Origin of the sequence: Plantibacter sp. T3 (genome assembly GCF_902506515.1) — a bacterium.
Taxonomy (GTDB): Bacteria; Actinomycetota; Actinomycetes; order Actinomycetales; family Microbacteriaceae; genus Plantibacter; species Plantibacter auratus.
The window spans coordinates 1,418,869-1,434,120 of record NZ_LR733286.1 but is presented as its reverse complement, the minus strand read 5'-3'; the positions used below and the strand labels follow the sequence as shown (position 1 = coordinate 1,434,120).

15 protein-coding genes are annotated in these 15,252 nt (G+C 70.1%); 12 read left to right on the top strand and 3 right to left on the bottom strand.

The genetic code is table 11. From position 1 onward, the window contains the following. Positions 1 to 108: 108 nt before the first annotated feature. Entirely contained in the window at positions 109 to 1,029 is a 921-nt protein-coding gene (locus GV015_RS07000; RefSeq protein ID WP_159877586.1) for an AEC family transporter, read from the bottom strand. Positions 1,030 to 1,192: 163 nt separating this feature from the next. On the opposite strand from GV015_RS07000, the gene GV015_RS06995 reads away from it, so the two are divergent. Beyond that, positions 1,193 to 2,290, top strand: a complete 1,098-nt coding sequence (locus GV015_RS06995; RefSeq protein ID WP_236555360.1) for a Glu/Leu/Phe/Val dehydrogenase family protein — start codon at positions 1,193 to 1,195, stop codon at positions 2,288 to 2,290. Positions 2,291 to 2,369: 79 nt separating this feature from the next. Here the strand turns inward: GV015_RS06995 and GV015_RS06990 are convergent, their stop codons facing one another. Together GV015_RS06990 and GV015_RS06985 are read right to left on the bottom strand one after the other, a co-directional pair. Next, positions 2,370 to 3,383 (bottom strand): NADP-dependent oxidoreductase, encoded by a 1,014-nt coding sequence (locus GV015_RS06990; protein ID WP_159877583.1) that lies wholly within the window; start codon positions 3,381 to 3,383, stop codon positions 2,370 to 2,372. A 92-nt stretch (positions 3,384 to 3,475) separates the two neighbouring features. Further along, positions 3,476 to 3,862 (bottom strand): DUF1304 domain-containing protein, encoded by a 387-nt coding sequence (locus tag GV015_RS06985; RefSeq protein ID WP_159877581.1) that lies wholly within the window; start codon positions 3,860 to 3,862, stop codon positions 3,476 to 3,478. A 134-nt stretch (positions 3,863 to 3,996) separates the two neighbouring features. Between GV015_RS06985 and GV015_RS06980 the strand changes: the two genes are divergently transcribed. The 11 genes from GV015_RS06980 (at position 3,997) to GV015_RS06930 (ending at position 15,163) form a co-directional block, all read left to right on the top strand. Then, positions 3,997 to 4,578, top strand: a complete 582-nt coding sequence (locus GV015_RS06980) for a TetR/AcrR family transcriptional regulator (protein ID WP_159877579.1) — start codon at positions 3,997 to 3,999, stop codon at positions 4,576 to 4,578. A gap of 131 nt (positions 4,579 to 4,709) precedes the next feature. Continuing rightward, entirely contained in the window at positions 4,710 to 5,618 is a 909-nt protein-coding gene (locus tag GV015_RS06975; RefSeq protein WP_159877577.1) for an ABC transporter ATP-binding protein, read from the top strand. Positions 5,619 to 5,672: 54 nt separating this feature from the next. Beyond that, positions 5,673 to 6,734 (top strand): aliphatic sulfonate ABC transporter substrate-binding protein, encoded by a 1,062-nt coding sequence (locus tag GV015_RS06970; protein WP_159877575.1) that lies wholly within the window; start codon positions 5,673 to 5,675, stop codon positions 6,732 to 6,734. 31 nt (positions 6,735 to 6,765) lie between these two features. Beyond that, positions 6,766 to 7,605, top strand: coding sequence for an ABC transporter permease (locus GV015_RS06965; protein WP_159877573.1), 840 nt, complete (start codon positions 6,766 to 6,768; stop codon positions 7,603 to 7,605). Positions 7,606 to 7,765: 160 nt separating this feature from the next. Then, positions 7,766 to 9,199: a DUF6421 family protein gene (locus GV015_RS06960; protein ID WP_159877571.1), complete on the top strand. Its 1,434-nt coding sequence runs from the start codon at positions 7,766 to 7,768 to the stop codon at positions 9,197 to 9,199. A gap of 134 nt (positions 9,200 to 9,333) precedes the next feature. Then, complete coding sequence (locus tag GV015_RS06955) at positions 9,334 to 10,737, top strand: sensor histidine kinase (RefSeq protein ID WP_159877569.1); 1,404 nt, start codon at positions 9,334 to 9,336, stop codon at positions 10,735 to 10,737. Then, the gene (locus GV015_RS06950; protein WP_159877567.1) at positions 10,734 to 11,441 is read left to right on the top strand and encodes a response regulator transcription factor; all 708 of its coding nucleotides are present in this window, start codon (positions 10,734 to 10,736) and stop codon (positions 11,439 to 11,441) included. Before GV015_RS06955 ends, GV015_RS06950 begins: the two co-directional genes overlap by 4 nt. Positions 11,442 to 11,504: 63 nt before the next feature. Then, positions 11,505 to 12,509 (top strand): aldo/keto reductase family protein, encoded by a 1,005-nt coding sequence (locus GV015_RS06945; RefSeq protein WP_159877565.1) that lies wholly within the window; start codon positions 11,505 to 11,507, stop codon positions 12,507 to 12,509. 187 nt (positions 12,510 to 12,696) lie between these two features. Beyond that, positions 12,697 to 13,581, top strand: coding sequence for an ABC transporter ATP-binding protein (locus GV015_RS06940; protein ID WP_159877563.1), 885 nt, complete (start codon positions 12,697 to 12,699; stop codon positions 13,579 to 13,581). Continuing rightward, positions 13,578 to 14,729 carry an ABC transporter permease gene (locus tag GV015_RS06935; protein WP_236555359.1) on the top strand — a complete coding sequence of 384 codons (1,152 nt, stop codon included), beginning with the start codon at positions 13,578 to 13,580 and terminating at the stop codon, positions 14,727 to 14,729. The genes GV015_RS06940 and GV015_RS06935 overlap by 4 nt, the downstream gene beginning before the upstream one ends. Beyond that, entirely contained in the window at positions 14,726 to 15,163 is a 438-nt protein-coding gene (locus GV015_RS06930; RefSeq protein WP_079704981.1) for a hypothetical protein, read from the top strand. Before GV015_RS06935 ends, GV015_RS06930 begins: the two co-directional genes overlap by 4 nt. Positions 15,164 to 15,252: the final 89 nt, after the last annotated feature.

Below are 15,252 nucleotides of genomic sequence, written 5' to 3'. Positions count from 1 at the left end.
TATCTCAGTCGTGCCCGCCCAAGAGTAGTCGCGATCGTTCGGCTTTTCCGGCCATCGCTGTCCATGCTTCGGAGGACAGCGGAGCTCCGGACGGACCGATTCGGGGGGTCAGGCGAGCAGGGCGGCGACGACGACGAGGACCGGCACGGAGAGGATCGTCGTCAGCAGGACGGTGTCGCGGGCGAGCGTGACACCCTGCTCGTACCGGCTGGCGAAGTTGTAGACGTTCTGGGCCGCCGGGAGGGCGGCGAGGACGACGGAGGCGAACAACGGCGTGTCGCTCAGCCCGAAACCGAAGTGGGCGATGAGGTAGGCGAACCCGGGCATGACGACCGACTTGATCGCTGTCGCCACGAAGATCTCCCGACGTCCGCTGCCGGCCTGCAACGGCCTCATGCCGTGCAGCGACATGCCGAACGCCATGAGGATGAGCGGCACGGCCGCGCCGCCGAGGAGCTCGAACGGGGCCATGACGGGCTCGGGGAGCCGGACGCCGAAGAGGTTGAGTACGACGCCGACGATCGACGCGACGATCATCGGGTTGCGGAAGGGCTGCGTCACGATGCCGAGGAACGAGACGGAGCCGCGCTGTCTGACATCGAGGATGGTGAGCGCGATCGGAGCGAAGACGAGCAGCTGCAGCAGGATGACCGGGGCGACGTAGCCGGCCTCACCGAGGACGTAGACCGCCACCGGGATGCCGATGTTGTTGGCGTTGACGTAGCCCGAGCCGAGTGCGCCGATCGTCGCGACGGAGAGGTCCTTGCGCAGCCACACCGCGTTCAGCAGCACGAAGAGCGCGGCGGCCGACAGGGCACTCGCGAGGGCGACCCAGATGAAACTGCTGAACACCTCGTGCAGGTCGGCCGTGGCGAGCACGGTGAACAGCAGCGCCGGGTTGGTGACGAAGAACGCCACCCGGTTGAGCACGTGCCCGGTCGTCGGCCCTCCGACCTCGAGGCGGCCGGCGAAGTAGCCGACGAGGATGACGGTGCCGATGATCGCGAACCCCGTCAGCACTCCACCCATGCCGTCCAGCCTAGGCGCAGCCCGTCCGGTGGCCCGTTGAGCCGACGGTTGTGGAGCGGGCGGTCGGCGTGGAGAATCTGGGGAGGAGAGTGGGGCACCACCATCGCCCCGCGATCCGCTCCCACCAGGAGCCCGCACCAATCACCCACGAGGAGATCCGACGATGACGTCATTCGACCCGGTCGCGTCCAGCGACGCGATGCACAGCACCACCCTCCCCCATGAACGCCTCTCCATCACCCGCGGACCGCGCTCCGGGCTGACCATCAGCGTCGCCCTGCACTCCACCGCCCTCGGACCCGCCCTCGGCGGCGCGCGACTCTGGCGCTACGGGTCCTGGCTCGAGGCCGTCGACGACTCCCTCCGCCTCGCCGCGGGGATGACGATGAAGAACGCGGCCGCCGGTCTCGCGCACGGCGGCGGCAAGTCCGTCATCCACCTGCCCGTCGGCACGACCCTCGACCCTGCGGAGCGCCGCGACGCGATGCTCGACCTCGGCGACGCGGTCGAGGCGCTCGGTGGCGCCTACCGCACCGCGGAGGACGTCGGCACGACCGCCGAGGACATGGCCGTCGTCGCCGAGCGGACCGACCACGTCAGCGGGCTGCCGGCCGATCGCGGTGGTGTCGGCGAACCGAGCGAGGCGACGGCGGCCGGCGTGCACGCGGCCGTCACCGCGACGCTCGAGACGGTCTTCGGCACCCCGCTCGTCGCGGGCCACCGGGCGACGATCTCCGGGCTCGGCCAGGTCGGCGGACGTCTGGCCCGACGGCTCGCGGCCGAGGGGGCTCGCCTCATCGTCACCGACGTCGACCCACGGAAGCGCGCCCTCGCCGAGGAGATCGGCGCCAGCTGGATCGAACCGGGCGACGAGCACCTCGTCGAGACGGACCTCTTCGTGCCGTGCGGTGTCGGCGGGGCCCTGAACGCCCGGGTGATCGGGCAGCTGCGGTGTCGCGCCGTGGTCGGGGCGGCGAACAACCAGCTCGCCTCCCGCGCCGACGCGGTGGCCCTCGAGGAGCGCGGCATCCTGTGGGCGCCGGACTTCGTCGCGAACGCGGGCGGCGTGATCTACCTCGCCATGGCGTCCGAACCGGGCGCCGATGCCGCTGCCATCGAGCAGCGGGTGTCGGCGATCGGGCGGACCGTGCAGTCGATCTACCGAAACGCCGCAGCGGAGGGCGTCACGACGCTCGTCGCCGCCGAACGCCTCGCGATGGCCCGCATCGATGCGGCCGGCGGGGTCCTCGCAGCGGTCTGACGACGACGAACGGCCCGTCCACCCGGAGCGGGTGGACAGGCCGTCGATCGCCGGTGTCAGGCGAGGTCGAGGGATCGCGTCAGAGCTTGACGACCATCTTCCCGGTGTTGGCGCCGCGCATGAGCGCGAGGAACGCGTCGAGCGTGTGGTCGAGGCCCTCGTAGACGGTCTCGTCGAAGACGACGTCGCCGTTCTGCAACCAGGCACCCATCTCACCGGAGAACGCCGGGAAGTGCTGCGTGTAGTTGCCGACGGTGAAGCCCGTGAGGGTGAGCCCGCGGGTCACGATGTTCGACAGGTTGCGCGGGCCCTCGGCACGCTCGGTGTCGTTGATCTGCGAGATGACGCCGCAGAGCGCTGCGCGTCCGCCGTCGTTGAAGGCGTCGATCGCCGCTTCGAGGTGCTCGCCGCCGACATTGTCGAAGTACACGTCGATGCCGTCGGGTGCCGCGGCCGCGAGCTGCTCGGTGACGGGGCCGTCCTTGTAGTTGAACGCGGCGTCGTAGCCGTACTTCTCCTTCAGCAGGGCGACCTTCTCAGCCGATCCGACCGAACCGATGACGCGCTTCGCGCCCTTGAGACGGGCGATCTGGCCGACCATCGTGCCGACGGCACCTGCAGCACCGGAGACGAACACCGTGTCGCCCTCCCGGAACTTGGCGACCTCGAGCAGACCGACGTACGCGGTGAGGGCCGTCATACCGAGGACGCCGAGGTAGGCGGACAGCGGGACGCCGGGGAGTTCAGGGACGACGCGGAACCCGCTGGCGTCCTCCTGGACGAGGTCGCGCCAGCCGAACTGGTGCAGGACGACGTCGCCGACGGAGAAGCCCTCGGCGGCCGACTCGACGACCCGGCCGATGGCGCCGCCGGTCATCGTCTCACCGAGCTGGTACGGCGCGACGTAGGAGCGGGCATCGTTCATGCGACCGCGCATGTAGGGGTCGACGGAGAGGAAGAGGTTCTGGACCCGGAGCTGGCCGGGCGCGAGCTCCGGGAGTTCGACGGAGACGGTCCGGAAGTCGGACTCGGTCGGCCAGCCGACCGGTCGCGAGACGAGCTGGATCTGGGTGCTGAGCGCGGGGGTGTTCATGTGGTGCCTTTCCTTGGTGCAGTGATTCGGTGGGCGGGCGCAGCACGTCGTCGGGTTGCGGACGGGGTGACGCCTGGGGCGTCGCGGAGGTGTCAGACGGCCAGTGCGATGACGAGCGCGATGAGTCCGAGCAACGGGGTGGTCCCCTGGACGATCGCGGCGCGGGCCTTCGTGCGGTCCGAGGTGATGAGGACGAGCGAGGCGAGGAGCATGGAGCCGGCCGAGGCGAAGACGAGGGCCGCGCCGATACCGGTCGAGCCGGTGATGAGGAAGACGATGCCGACGATCGTGCCGATCGCGAGGAACAGGTTGTAGAACCCCTGGTTGTACGCCATCCCGCGGGTGGTCTCGGCCTCGAGCTCCGAGGTGCCGAAGGTCTTGCGGGTGGCCGGGTCGGTCCAGCGCAGCGACTCGAGCACGAAGATGTAGACGTGCAGGAGGGCGGCGATGCCGACGAGGACGAGACTGACGACGAGCATGGGACGGGCCTTCCGGGAGATCGGCGTCGAGTCGTCCGGACGGAGCGACATTCTGTACCGATGGGTCTACTATAATAGTAGAACGCTCGGTCCACAACCCCGTCACGCGGATGCCGAGTGAGGAGGAGGCACCCATGGGACGCACGCAGGAGTTCGACACCGTCGCCGTCGTCCAGGCGGCGCGCGACGTCTTCTGGGACCGCGGGTACGAGGCGACCTCGCTCGCCGACCTCGAAGCGGCCACCGGTCTGCGACGGTCGAGCCTCTACCACGCCTTCGACAGCAAGCGCGGGCTCTTCGACGCCGCCGTGCAGGACTACCTCGACACCGTCATCCGACCGCGCCTCGCGGTCCTCGCGCTGGCGACGGACGGCAGAGCCGGGCTCACCACCTACTTCTCCGGCGTGCAGACGGTCATCGCGACCCTGCCCGACGACTCCCCCCGCCGCGGTTGCCTCCTCCTCAACAGCGCGGCCGGCCTCGCGGCCCACGACGACGCACTGCGCGAGGTCGTCGACGGCTACCGGGCCGAGCTCACCACCGCCGTCTCGGACGCCCTGGCCCTCGCCCGTCCCGAGGTGGACGCGGGCGAATTGGCCGCGGCCGCACGGCAGCTCACCTCGTTGTCGGTCAGCGCGCTGCTGCTCGCCCGAGTCAACCGGGAGGAGGCCGTCGCCATCCTCGACGTCGCCCTCACGCAGGTCGGCAGCTGGTAGCGGACGCATAACACCGGAACCCTCCGGATGTCACCGGCGGACGCCAATGTGACGCTCTGTTTCGGCGACCGAGAGGGGTCCGTCGCCCTCGCGTAGCATGGCGGGCACCCCACCCCTGGAGCCCGAGACCCATGACGAACGCTGCCCCAAGCCCGCTCGCCGCGGGCTCGCCGGCCACCCGCGACGCCGCCCCTGTCGGCTCGGCGGATCGTGCCTCCACGGTCGCGTTCGCCGGGGTCGGCCGCACCTTCGCGAGCGGTGCCGGCAAACGCACCGACGTCCCGCGGCCCGTGCTGCGCGACGTCACGATCACCGCCGAGGCCGGCGAGGTCGTGGCGATCCTCGGCACGAGCGGCTGCGGCAAGTCCACCCTGCTGCGGATCGCGGCCGGTCTCGACCACCCGACCGCCGGCTCCGTGCTCATCGACGGCACACCCGTCGCCGGCATCGACCCGCGCACGGCCTTCGGCTTCCAGGAGCCTCGACTCCTCCCCTGGCGCACCATCGCGGCGAACGTCGCACTCGGTCTGCCCAAACGGACACCCGCAACCGAAGGACGTGCCCGCGTCGCCGAGCTGCTCGAACTCGTCGGGCTCGCGGACTTCGCCGAGCACCGCCCACGGGAGGTCTCCGGCGGCATGGCGCAACGCGCCTCGCTCGCCAGGGCCCTCGCCCGCCGGCCGGGCGTCCTGCTCCTCGACGAACCGTTCGGTGCCCTCGACGCCCTCACCAGGCTGAAGATGCAGGATCTGCTGCTCGCCATCCACCTCGCCGCGCCCACCACGATCCTGCTCGTGACGCACGACGTCGACGAGGCCCTCCAGCTCGCCGACCGGGTCATCCTCCTGGGTCGTGAGGACGGACACCCCGGTTCGACCATCGCCCAGACCGTGACTGTCCCCGGCAACCGCCCGCGCGACCGCGGGTCGGCAGAGCTCGCCGAGCTGCGCGGCCGCCTCCTCGACGGACTCGGCATCGACCGCCACGGTCTCGCCCGCGGCGACCAACGACTGCCGTCCATCCCGCACTTCCCGTACTGAGCCACCCACCACCTCCGCCGTCATCCCGCACCGATCCACAGCAAGGACCAACGCATGACCTCACGACGCCGCTTCACCACCTCCCGCGCCGGGCGCGCTGCCCTCGTCGCCGCGACCGCCGCCGCAGCGCTCCTCCTCAGCGGCTGCGTCGCGGGCGAGAACGCTCCTGCGGCCGGCGGCGACAGCACCGCCGGCACCACCGAGGGCGGCACGCTCGACATCGACTTCGCGACCTACAACCCGCTCTCACTCATCATCAAGGACCAGGGCTGGCTCGAGGACGCACTCGACGACCAGGACATCACCGTCAACTGGGTCCAGTCGGCCGGCTCCAACAAGGCGAACGAGGCGCTGCGGGCCGACGCGATCGACGTCGGGTCCACCGCCGGCTCCGCCGCACTCCTGAACCGGGCGAACGGATCGGCCATCCAGGCGATCGACGTCTTCTCGCAGCCCGAGTGGTCGGCGATCGTCGTCGGCCAGGGCTCGACGATCACGGACGTCGCCGAGCTCAAGGGCAAGAAGGTCGCCGCGACGAAGGGCACCGACCCCTACTTCTTCCTCCTGCAGGCGCTGGAGGAGGCCGGCCTGTCCGCCTCGGACGTCACGATCGAGAACCTCCAGCACGCCGACGGCTGGGCTGCCCTGCAGAACGGTTCCGTCGACGCGTGGGCCGGTCTCGACCCGATCATGGCCGGCGCCGAGGAGGCGGGCGCGAAGCTCATCTACCGCAACGTCGACTTCAACAGCTACGGCATCCTGGCCGCGACCGAGTCCTTCATCGACGAGCGTCCGGACGTCGCGCAGACCGTCGTGAACGCCTATGAGCACGCTCGTGAATGGGCTGCGTCGAACCCCGACGAGACGGCGCAGATCCTCGCGGACGCCGCGGGCCTCGACCTCGCCGTGGCGACGAAGGTGATCGCGGAGCGCTCGAACCTCGACGTCGACCCGGCCCCGGGCAAGGCGCAGGAGCAGGTCCTGTCGATCATCGGCCCGATCTTCGTGGAGTCCGGCGACGTGTCGTCGCAGGACAAGGTCGACGACGCCCTGGCCGACCTCTTCAACCCGAGCTTCGTGGACGACGCGGACCCGTCCGTCATCGGCGCGAAGTAGTCCGCCCCCTGAACCGTCCCGAGAGGAACCCATGACCGAGTTCGCCGGTCTCGGCACCACCGCAGCCGCGGGTGCCCAGGCGACCCAGTCCGGCCGCGACGCGCGCGCCGTTCTCGGGTCCCGCAGGATCGTCGTCGTCCTCGGCGGCTTCCTCGTCCCCGTCGTCATCCTCGGGGCCTGGCAGCTCGTCACCGCGTTCGGCCTCGTCCCCGCCTCGCAACTCCCGGCACCCGCCGAGGTCTGGGCGGCCGGCGTGGATCTCGCGCAGCGCGGCTGGTTGCAGCAGGACGTGGCCATCTCGGTGCAGCGGGTCCTCATCGGCTTCCTCATCGGCGCTGTCCTCGGCCTCGTCCTCGGCGCGGTCGTGGGGCTCTCGCGCCTCGGCGACATCCTGCTGTCGACGACCTTCGCGGCGATCCGTGCCGTCCCGTCGCTCGCGTGGGTCCCGCTGCTCATCCTCTGGCTGAAGATCGGTGAGGAGTCGAAGATCACGCTCATCGCGATCGGCGCGTTCTTCCCGGTGTACACGACGGTCTCCGCCGCGCTCCGCCACGTGGACAAGCACCTGGTCGAGGCGGGCCGCGCCTTCGGGCTGAACGGCGTCGCGTTGTTCCGGACGGTGCAGCTGCCCGCCGTGACGCCCTCGGTCGTCTCCGGCCTCCGGCTCGCGCTGGCGCAGTCATGGCTGTTCCTCGTGGCGGCGGAGCTCATCGCCTCGTCCATGGGACTCGGGTTCCGCCTGGTGGACTCGCAGAACAACGGCCGGGTCGACCGCATCTTCTTCGTCATCATCGTGCTCGCGCTGCTCGGCGCGATCACCGACGCGCTCGTCGGTGTCCTCGACCGCTGGATCAAGCGCCGCTGGGGGTAGCGGCCCGCCGCGGTCGACCGTGCAGTTCCCCAGCGCGAACGGCCGAATGTTGCAGCGAAGTCGCTCCTGACGCAAGAAATCCGCACCCCCTCCGCCCCTACGCTCGAAGGAATCGTCACCCACCCCGGGCGACGCCTGCGCACGCGGAAGGAGGTTCACCATGTCGAACGTCGCCACCACCCACACGAAGAGCATCGTCGGAGAGCCGGAGGTCGTCGAAGACGCCGCCGCACTCGTCGGGCACCCGGCCTGGACGGACCTCAAGGCCGCCGCGACCGCGCTGCAGGCCGTCCAGGTGAAGGACGGCTCGATCCCCGAGTCAAACGACCACGAGTCGGCGGCAGGGCACGTCGCCACGATCGTCGCGAGCGTCCGCACCCTCACTCCGAACTTCCCGCACGGCGCCGAGTACCTCGACGCGCTCGTCGCCGACTTCGACCGCTGGGAGCGCGACGGCTTCGGCGTCCCGGACTTCCTCGACTCGCTCGTCGCCTTCCACCCCGAGCGGCATCGCGTGGACGGCCTGGGACACCTCGTCGTGTTCCCGATGGTCACGCAGAACGGTTCGACCGACCGCCACATCGAGGCCGTGCTCGTCGAGGTCATCTGGCCCGAGTTCATCGCAGCGCTCGAGGCCGGCGACTACACGAACGCGCTCTTCGTACCGATCCGCTTCCTCGACTTCACGCCGGGGTACGACACGAACTCCGCGGTCCTCTTCCCCGAGACGGTCGCGATGCGCGCGATCCCGGCGTTCACCTGGGGCGCGATCTTCCAGGACCGCGAGGCGGCCCGGTACCGGCGGGTCGTCCGAGCCGCTGCCGAGATCACCAAGCTCGAGCTCCCGGCCGAAGCCGCGTCCCTCCTGGACGACCAGCAGCTGGCCGAGGAGACCTTCGTGATGTGGGACCTCATCCACGACCGCACGCACATGCGCGGTGACCTCCCGTTCGACCCGTTCATGATCAAGCAGCGGATGCCGTTCTTCCTGTACTCCCTCGAGGAGCTGCGCTGCGACCTCACGGCGTTCCGCGAGTCGGTCAGGCTGGAGCGCACGCTGACGACCCGCGCGGAGTCCGAGACGCTCGACGCGGCGGACGTGGCGATCCTCGAGCACGCGAAGCTCGTCCAGTACGCGATCATCTTCGACCGCATCTTCCGGTTCGCCATCACCGGCTCGCGCGTCCGGAACTACGACGGCGTCGGCGGTCAGCTGCTGTTCGCGTGGATGCACCAGCACGGCGTGCTGCACTGGACCGACACCAGGCTCACGATCGACTGGGACGAGGTCCCCGACGTGGTCGTGCGGCTCGGCGAGAGCATCGACGAGTTGTACTGGCGATCGATCGACCGTCCGAAGACCGCGCACTGGCTCGCCGCGTACGAGCTCGTCCGCGCGACGCTCACGCCGCACCCCGCGTCGCAGTGGGCGCGTGGGCTGTCCGACGAGATCCTGAGCGGACCGCCGCGCGGACTCACCGACGCGGTCCTCGACGACGAGTTCCCCCTGTCGATGTTCTACGAGGCGCTGGGCAAGAAGATGGCGGACGTCATCACGTCGACCGCAGGGATCACGGGGCGATCCGCGGCCTGACCCGACCGTGCCGCGGAGGAGCCCGGAGCAGCACTCTCCTGAGTGCCGCTCCGGGCTCTTGTCCGAGTGCCGGACCGCCGCGCTCCGTCGCTCGACGGATGTCCCCGGCGGGGCGTCGCGCTAGCGTGGACGGCATGAGCGAGCCCGCCGTCGACCAGCAGGAGGACCGCCCGGTCGACCCCTACGACGCCGAGTGGCGGCGTCCGGCCGCGACGCCGTCGGAACAGCGATCCGACATCATCCTCGCCATCGCGCTCGGCGTCGGCACCCTCCTCAGCCTGACGCTGTACACGATCGCCGGGTTCTACCCCGAGCCCGCACCGATGTGGGCGTCCGTCCTCTGGGCGATCGGCATCACCGCGCCGCTCGCGTTCCGTCGCCGCTTCCCGTGCTCGGTGGCCGTCATCGTCGCCGTCATGTTCATCGTGGGCGGCACGGTGCTCGTACCCGAGGTCCTCTTCACGAACATCGCCCTGTTCCTCGCGATCTACACGGTCGGGGCGTGGGTTCCGAACCGACGTCGCGCTGCGCTCGTCCGCGTGCTCATCATCGTCGCCATGTTCGTCTGGCTGCTCGTCTCCATGTTCATCCAGGCGACCGACCCCGACGCCTTGCCCAGCCTCTCCCGGGTCGGGCTCTTCTCGCCCCTCGTGGCGTTCATCCTCATCCAGATCCTGACGAACATCCTCTACTTCGGAGCCGCGTACTTCTTCGGCGAGCGCGTGTACCAGTCCTCCCGGGAACGGGCGGCGCTCGAGCAGCGCACGGCCGAGCTCGAGGCGGAACGCGCCCGGTCCGCCCGGCAGGCGGTCGCCCTCGAGCGGGTGCGGATCGCGCGCGAGCTGCACGACGTCGTCGCCCACCACGTCTCGGTCATGGGCGTCCAGGCCGGTGCCGCGCGCACCGTGCTCGATGCGGACCCGGCCGCCGCGCGGGATGCACTCACGAACGTCGAGCTCGGCGCACGGAGCGCGATCGACGAGCTGCGCAAGATGCTCGGCACCCTCCGCGCACACGGCGAACCGACCGACGAGGAGAGCAGCCCGTCGACCGTCGGCGTCGGCCAGTTGGGTCGGCTCGCCGACGAGTCGACGGCGAACGGGCTGCCGACGAGGTTCGAACTCGTGGGGACACCGGTCGCGATCCCGGCCGTCGTCTCGTTCAACCTGTACCGGATCGCGCAGGAGGCGCTCACGAACGCCCGCAAGTACGGCGGTACCACGGCGACGGCCGAACTCAGGCTCCGCTATCTGGACGACGCGGTCGAACTCGAGGTCACGAACACGGGGACCGTCCCGACGGTGGCCCGACGCGGCGGGCTCGGGCTCATCGGGATGCGGGAGCGCGTGGCGTCGTCCGGTGGCGTCCTCGAGGTCGGGGCACGCGCCCGCGGCGGCTTCCTCGTGCGGGCCGCCATCCCGCTCGGCCGGCCGGGCGACCAGGCGATGGAGCCCGTCGCCGCGTCCATCGCCGACGCCCGCCTCGCCTCCACCTCCGCAGGACGACCCCAGACCACCACCACGAAGGACCAGGCATGACCGAGCAGCCCACCCGCATCCTCCTCGTCGACGACCAGGAGCTGCTGCGTGCGGGCTTCCGCATCATCCTGGGCTCACAGCCCGGGATCGAGATCGTCGGTGAGGCGTCGGACGGTGCCGAGGCCGTCGCGCTCGCGACGACACTCGCGCCGGACGTGATCTGCATGGACGTCCAGATGCCGGGCATGGACGGCCTCGAGGCCACCCGTCGGATCGTCGCGGATCCGGACACCAACGCCGCCGTCCTCATCCTCACCACCTTCGACCGCGACGACTACCTGGCCGAGGCGCTCCGTGCCGGCGCGAGCGGGTTCCTCCTGAAGAACTCCTCGCCGGAGGAACTCGTCGCGGCGGTCTCGGTGATCGCGGGCGGGGAGGCGCTCCTCTCCCCGGCGGTCACGCGCCGGGTCATCGAGGGGTTCACCCGTCAGAGCCCCGTCGTCGAGGACGCCGCGCAGGACCCCGCCCTCCCGGCCGGGCCGACGACCGGCGCCGACTATGAGCAGCTGACGGAGCGCGAGCGCGAGGTCCTGCAGCTGGTCGCCCAGGGCCTGTCCAACCAGGAGATCGCGACCACGCTCTTCGTCGGCGAGGCGACCGTGAAGTCGCACGTCTCGAAGGTGCTGCAGAAGCTCGCCCTCCGTGATCGCATCCAGGCGGTCATCTACACCTACGAGCACGGGCTGGCGTCGCCGCGCAGCTGAGGGTTCGCTCCGTCTCCGCGCAACCCCGTCGGTCGGTCGGATGCGAGGAGTAGCGTGACGACCATGGAATTTCGATACCTCGGCAACAGCGGACTCAAGATCTCAGAGATCATCTTCGGCAACTGGCTGACCCACGCCTCGCAGGTGGAGAACGACGTCGCCACGGCGAGCGTTCGCGCCGCCCTCGACGCGGGCATCACCACCTTCGACACGGCCGACGCCTACGCGAACACGGCGGCTGAGCAGGTGCTCGGCGACGCCCTCAAGGACGAACGACGCGCGAGCCTGGAGATCTTCACGAAGGTCTACTGGCCCACCGGCCCGAAGGGGCACAACGACGTCGGGCTGTCGCGCAAGCACATCATGGAGTCGGTCGACGGTTCACTCACGCGTCTCGGTACCGACTACGTCGACCTGTACCAGGCCCACCGCTACGACAGCGAGACGCCCCTCGAGGAGACGATGCAGGCCTTCGCCGACGTCGTCCGGGCGGGCAAGGCGCTCTACATCGGCGTGAGCGAGTGGAACGCCGAGCAGCTGCGCGCCGGCCACGCCCTGTCCAAGGAGCTGGGCTTCCAGCTCATCTCGAACCAGCCGCAGTATTCGATGCTGTGGCGGGTCATCGAGGAGGAGGTCGTCCCGACCTCGCGCGAACTCGGCATCTCCCAGATCGTCTGGTCGCCGGTGGCGCAGGGCGTCCTCAGCGGCAAGTACCTGCCGGGCGCAGAGCTCCCGCAGGGCAGCCGGGCCACCGACGAGAAGGGCGGCGCCGACACCATCAAGCGCTTCCTCGACGACGAGGTGCTGACGGCCGTCCAGCAGCTGAAGCCCATCGCCGACGAGCTCGACCTCACCATGGCGCAGCTGGCGCTCGCCTGGGTGCTGCACAACGACAACATCGCCGGTGCGATCGTCGGGGCCTCGCGTCCCGAGCAGGTCACCGCGAACGCCGCCGCGGCTGGTGTGAAGCTCGACGACGCGGTCATCGCCCGCATCGACGAGGCCATCGGCTCCGTCGCCGAGACCGACCCCTCGAAGACGGTCTCCCCGGAGTCCCGCCCCGCCTGATCCAGCGCTCGGCTGGTCCACGACGCCCGGTATCCCCCACTCGACGGAGAAGGAGACCGGGCGTCGTCGCGTCAACCCGTCCTACGGCGGATGCCGGTGGCACACCACGCCGCGTAGCGTGATCGCCATACCGGGAGAACCCGACGCAGGACACTCGGTCCAGCACGCAGATCACAGGAGGCGGCCGATGCTCGAACTCAGCCACATCGACAAGTCGTACGGCGAGCGGAAGGTGCTCGACGACGTCAGCTTCCAGGTCGCCCCCGGTCGCATGACGGGGTTCGTCGGCGGGAACGGTGCCGGCAAGACGACGACGATGCGCATCCTGCTCGGTGTCCTCGCCGCGAACGCCGGAACCGTCACCCTCGACGGCACCCCGCTCACCCCGGAGGACCGCCGCCGGTTCGGCTACATGCCGGAGGAGCGCGGCCTCTACCCGAAGATGCGGGTCGAGGAACAGCTCGTCTACCTGGCCCGCCTCCACGGGTTCACGACCCACGCCGCCAAGCGCAACGCCGGCGAACTGCTCGAGCGTCTCGGCCTCGGCGAGCGCCGGAACGACGCCCTCGAGAGCCTGTCGCTCGGCAACCAGCAGCGGGCGCAGATCGCCGCGGCGCTCGTGCACGACCCCGACGTCCTCGTCCTCGACGAGCCGTTCTCGGGCCTCGACCCGATGGCGGTCGACGTGGTCGTCGGGGTGCTCAGCGAGTTCGCCGCAGGCGGCTCGCCCGTCCTGTTCTCCAGTCACCAGCTCGACATCGTGGAACGCCTCTGCGACGACCTCGTGATCATCGCCGGTGGCAGGATCCGCGCCTCCGGCTCGCGCGAGTCCCTCCGCGAAGCCCACGCCGGCAACCGCTACGAGCTGCTCACCGCGGCCGACACCGGCTGGCTGCGCGAGCGTGCGGGGATCTCCGTCGTCGACTTCGACGGTGGCTACGCCCTCTTCGACGCCGACGACGCCCAGGCGGCGCAGGCCGTGCTCCGTGAGGCACTGACCCACGGTGACGTCACGAGCTTCGCCCCCCTCCGCCCCACCCTCGCCCAGATCTTCAAGGAGGTCATCCAGTGACCACGGCAACCGAGTCCCCGATCCAGCCCGCCGGTCGTCGTCGCTCCGGCCCGGCCTCCCCAAGCCTCGTGCAGAGCATCGGTCTCGTCGCCGAGCGCGAAGTCAAGATGCGTCTGCGGAGCAAGACGTTCCTCATCTCGACGGGCATCCTGCTCCTCGTGATCCTCGCCGGCATCGTCGTCGGTGGGTTCCTCGCGAAGAACACCGCCTCGGAGACCACGAAGGTCGCGGTCGTCGGGAACGCGGGTGCGGGACTCGTCGACGGCAAGACCTTCGACGTGACCGAGGCGGCCGACGTCGCCGCCGCTGAAGCCCTGGTGAAGTCGGGTGACGTCGAAGCGGCGATCACACCGGCCACCGACGACAACCCCACCGGCGTCCAGGTCATCTTCGACTCCGAGGCCTCCAACACGCTCATCATGCAACTGAGCGCGCAGCCGCAGGTCACCATCCTCGATCCCGACGCCGACGCCTCCGCGGGCTTCCTGCTCTACATCGTGTCGCTCGGGTTCGGTCTCGTGTTCTTCGTCTCCGCCACCACCTTCGGGGCGTCGATCGCGCAGAGCGTCGTCGAGGAGAAGCAGACCCGCGTCGTCGAGATCCTCATGTCCGCCATCCCCGTGAAGGCGCTCCTCGCAGGCAAGGTGCTCGGCAACAGCATCCTGGCGTTCGGGCAGATCCTGGCGATCGCGGCGCTGTCGGTGATCGGGCTGACCGTGACGGGCCAGACGGAGCTGCTCGCCGGACTCGGGACCCCGGTCGTCTGGTTCGTGGTGTTCTTCGTGCTCGGCTTCATCCTGCTGGCCGCGCTGTTCGCCGCTGCCGGATCGCTGGTCTCGCGTCAAGAGGACATCGGTTCGACGACGACCCCGATTACGATGCTGATCATGATCCCGTACTTCGCCGTCATCTTCTTCAACGACAACCCGGTGGTGATGACGATCATGTCCTACGTGCCGTTCTCGGCAGCCGTGGGCATGCCCGTCCGTCTCTTCGTCGGCTCGGCGCAGTGGTGGGAGCCGATCCTGTCCCTGCTGATCCTCGCGATCACCGCGGCACTCGTCATCCTCGTCGGCTCGCGGATCTACGAGAACTCGCTGCTGAAAATGGGTGGCCGGGTCAAACTCTCGGAAGCGCTCAAGGCATGAGCGGGCTCGGCGGGATCGACGAGGTCTTCAACCCGGGTGCCTTCGAGGCCAAGCAGTTCCTCGACGCCGAGCAGCGCCTCCCCGCGCCGGCCCCGCTCGCGGGCGATCCGGCCGGCGACATCTACGGCGACGAGCCCATCGTGCTCGACCTCGTGGACGAGGACGAGGAGGACCAGGACGCCCGGCTGACGCCCGAGCAGGCCGCCGCGCTGGCGGCCGAGCAGCCGGCTCAGCCCTCCGCCGAGGACGAGCAGCAGGCCGCCGTCGCCTCCTCGATCGCCGTGCACGCGCTCGCCTACGAGCACGCGCTCGCGCAGGAGACGCCGGACGCGGAGCCGGAGCCCGGTGCGCACGCCGACGTCGACGCCGCGATCGACGCCGTGCCCGAGGAGGTCGTCCCCTCCTCCGACGGCCCGCGTCACGCCGCCGACTGACCCTGTTTCCCGGTTCACAATTCAGGAGCGCCTCGGCGCGTCCCCGCCGACACGCAAGGTGCGGGCGCGCCACGCCCGGGCGCTCCTGA

Coding starts and splice junctions, on each gene's coding strand:
- GV015_RS07000 (WP_159877586.1), bottom strand. CDS start 1,029: ATGGGTGGAGTGCTGACGGGGTTCGCGATCATCGGCACCGTCATCCTC.
- GV015_RS06995 (WP_236555360.1), top strand. CDS start 1,193: ATGACGTCATTCGACCCGGTCGCGTCCAGCGACGCGATGCACAGCACC.
- GV015_RS06990 (WP_159877583.1), bottom strand. CDS start 3,383: ATGAACACCCCCGCGCTCAGCACCCAGATCCAGCTCGTCTCGCGACCG.
- GV015_RS06985 (WP_159877581.1), bottom strand. CDS start 3,862: ATGCTCGTCGTCAGTCTCGTCCTCGTCGGCATCGCCGCCCTCCTGCAC.
- GV015_RS06980 (WP_159877579.1), top strand. CDS start 3,997: ATGGGACGCACGCAGGAGTTCGACACCGTCGCCGTCGTCCAGGCGGCG.
- GV015_RS06975 (WP_159877577.1), top strand. CDS start 4,710: ATGACGAACGCTGCCCCAAGCCCGCTCGCCGCGGGCTCGCCGGCCACC.
- GV015_RS06970 (WP_159877575.1), top strand. CDS start 5,673: ATGACCTCACGACGCCGCTTCACCACCTCCCGCGCCGGGCGCGCTGCC.
- GV015_RS06965 (WP_159877573.1), top strand. CDS start 6,766: ATGACCGAGTTCGCCGGTCTCGGCACCACCGCAGCCGCGGGTGCCCAG.
- GV015_RS06960 (WP_159877571.1), top strand. CDS start 7,766: ATGTCGAACGTCGCCACCACCCACACGAAGAGCATCGTCGGAGAGCCG.
- GV015_RS06955 (WP_159877569.1), top strand. CDS start 9,334: ATGAGCGAGCCCGCCGTCGACCAGCAGGAGGACCGCCCGGTCGACCCC.
- GV015_RS06950 (WP_159877567.1), top strand. CDS start 10,734: ATGACCGAGCAGCCCACCCGCATCCTCCTCGTCGACGACCAGGAGCTG.
- GV015_RS06945 (WP_159877565.1), top strand. CDS start 11,505: ATGGAATTTCGATACCTCGGCAACAGCGGACTCAAGATCTCAGAGATC.
- GV015_RS06940 (WP_159877563.1), top strand. CDS start 12,697: ATGCTCGAACTCAGCCACATCGACAAGTCGTACGGCGAGCGGAAGGTG.
- GV015_RS06930 (WP_079704981.1), top strand. CDS start 14,726: ATGAGCGGGCTCGGCGGGATCGACGAGGTCTTCAACCCGGGTGCCTTC.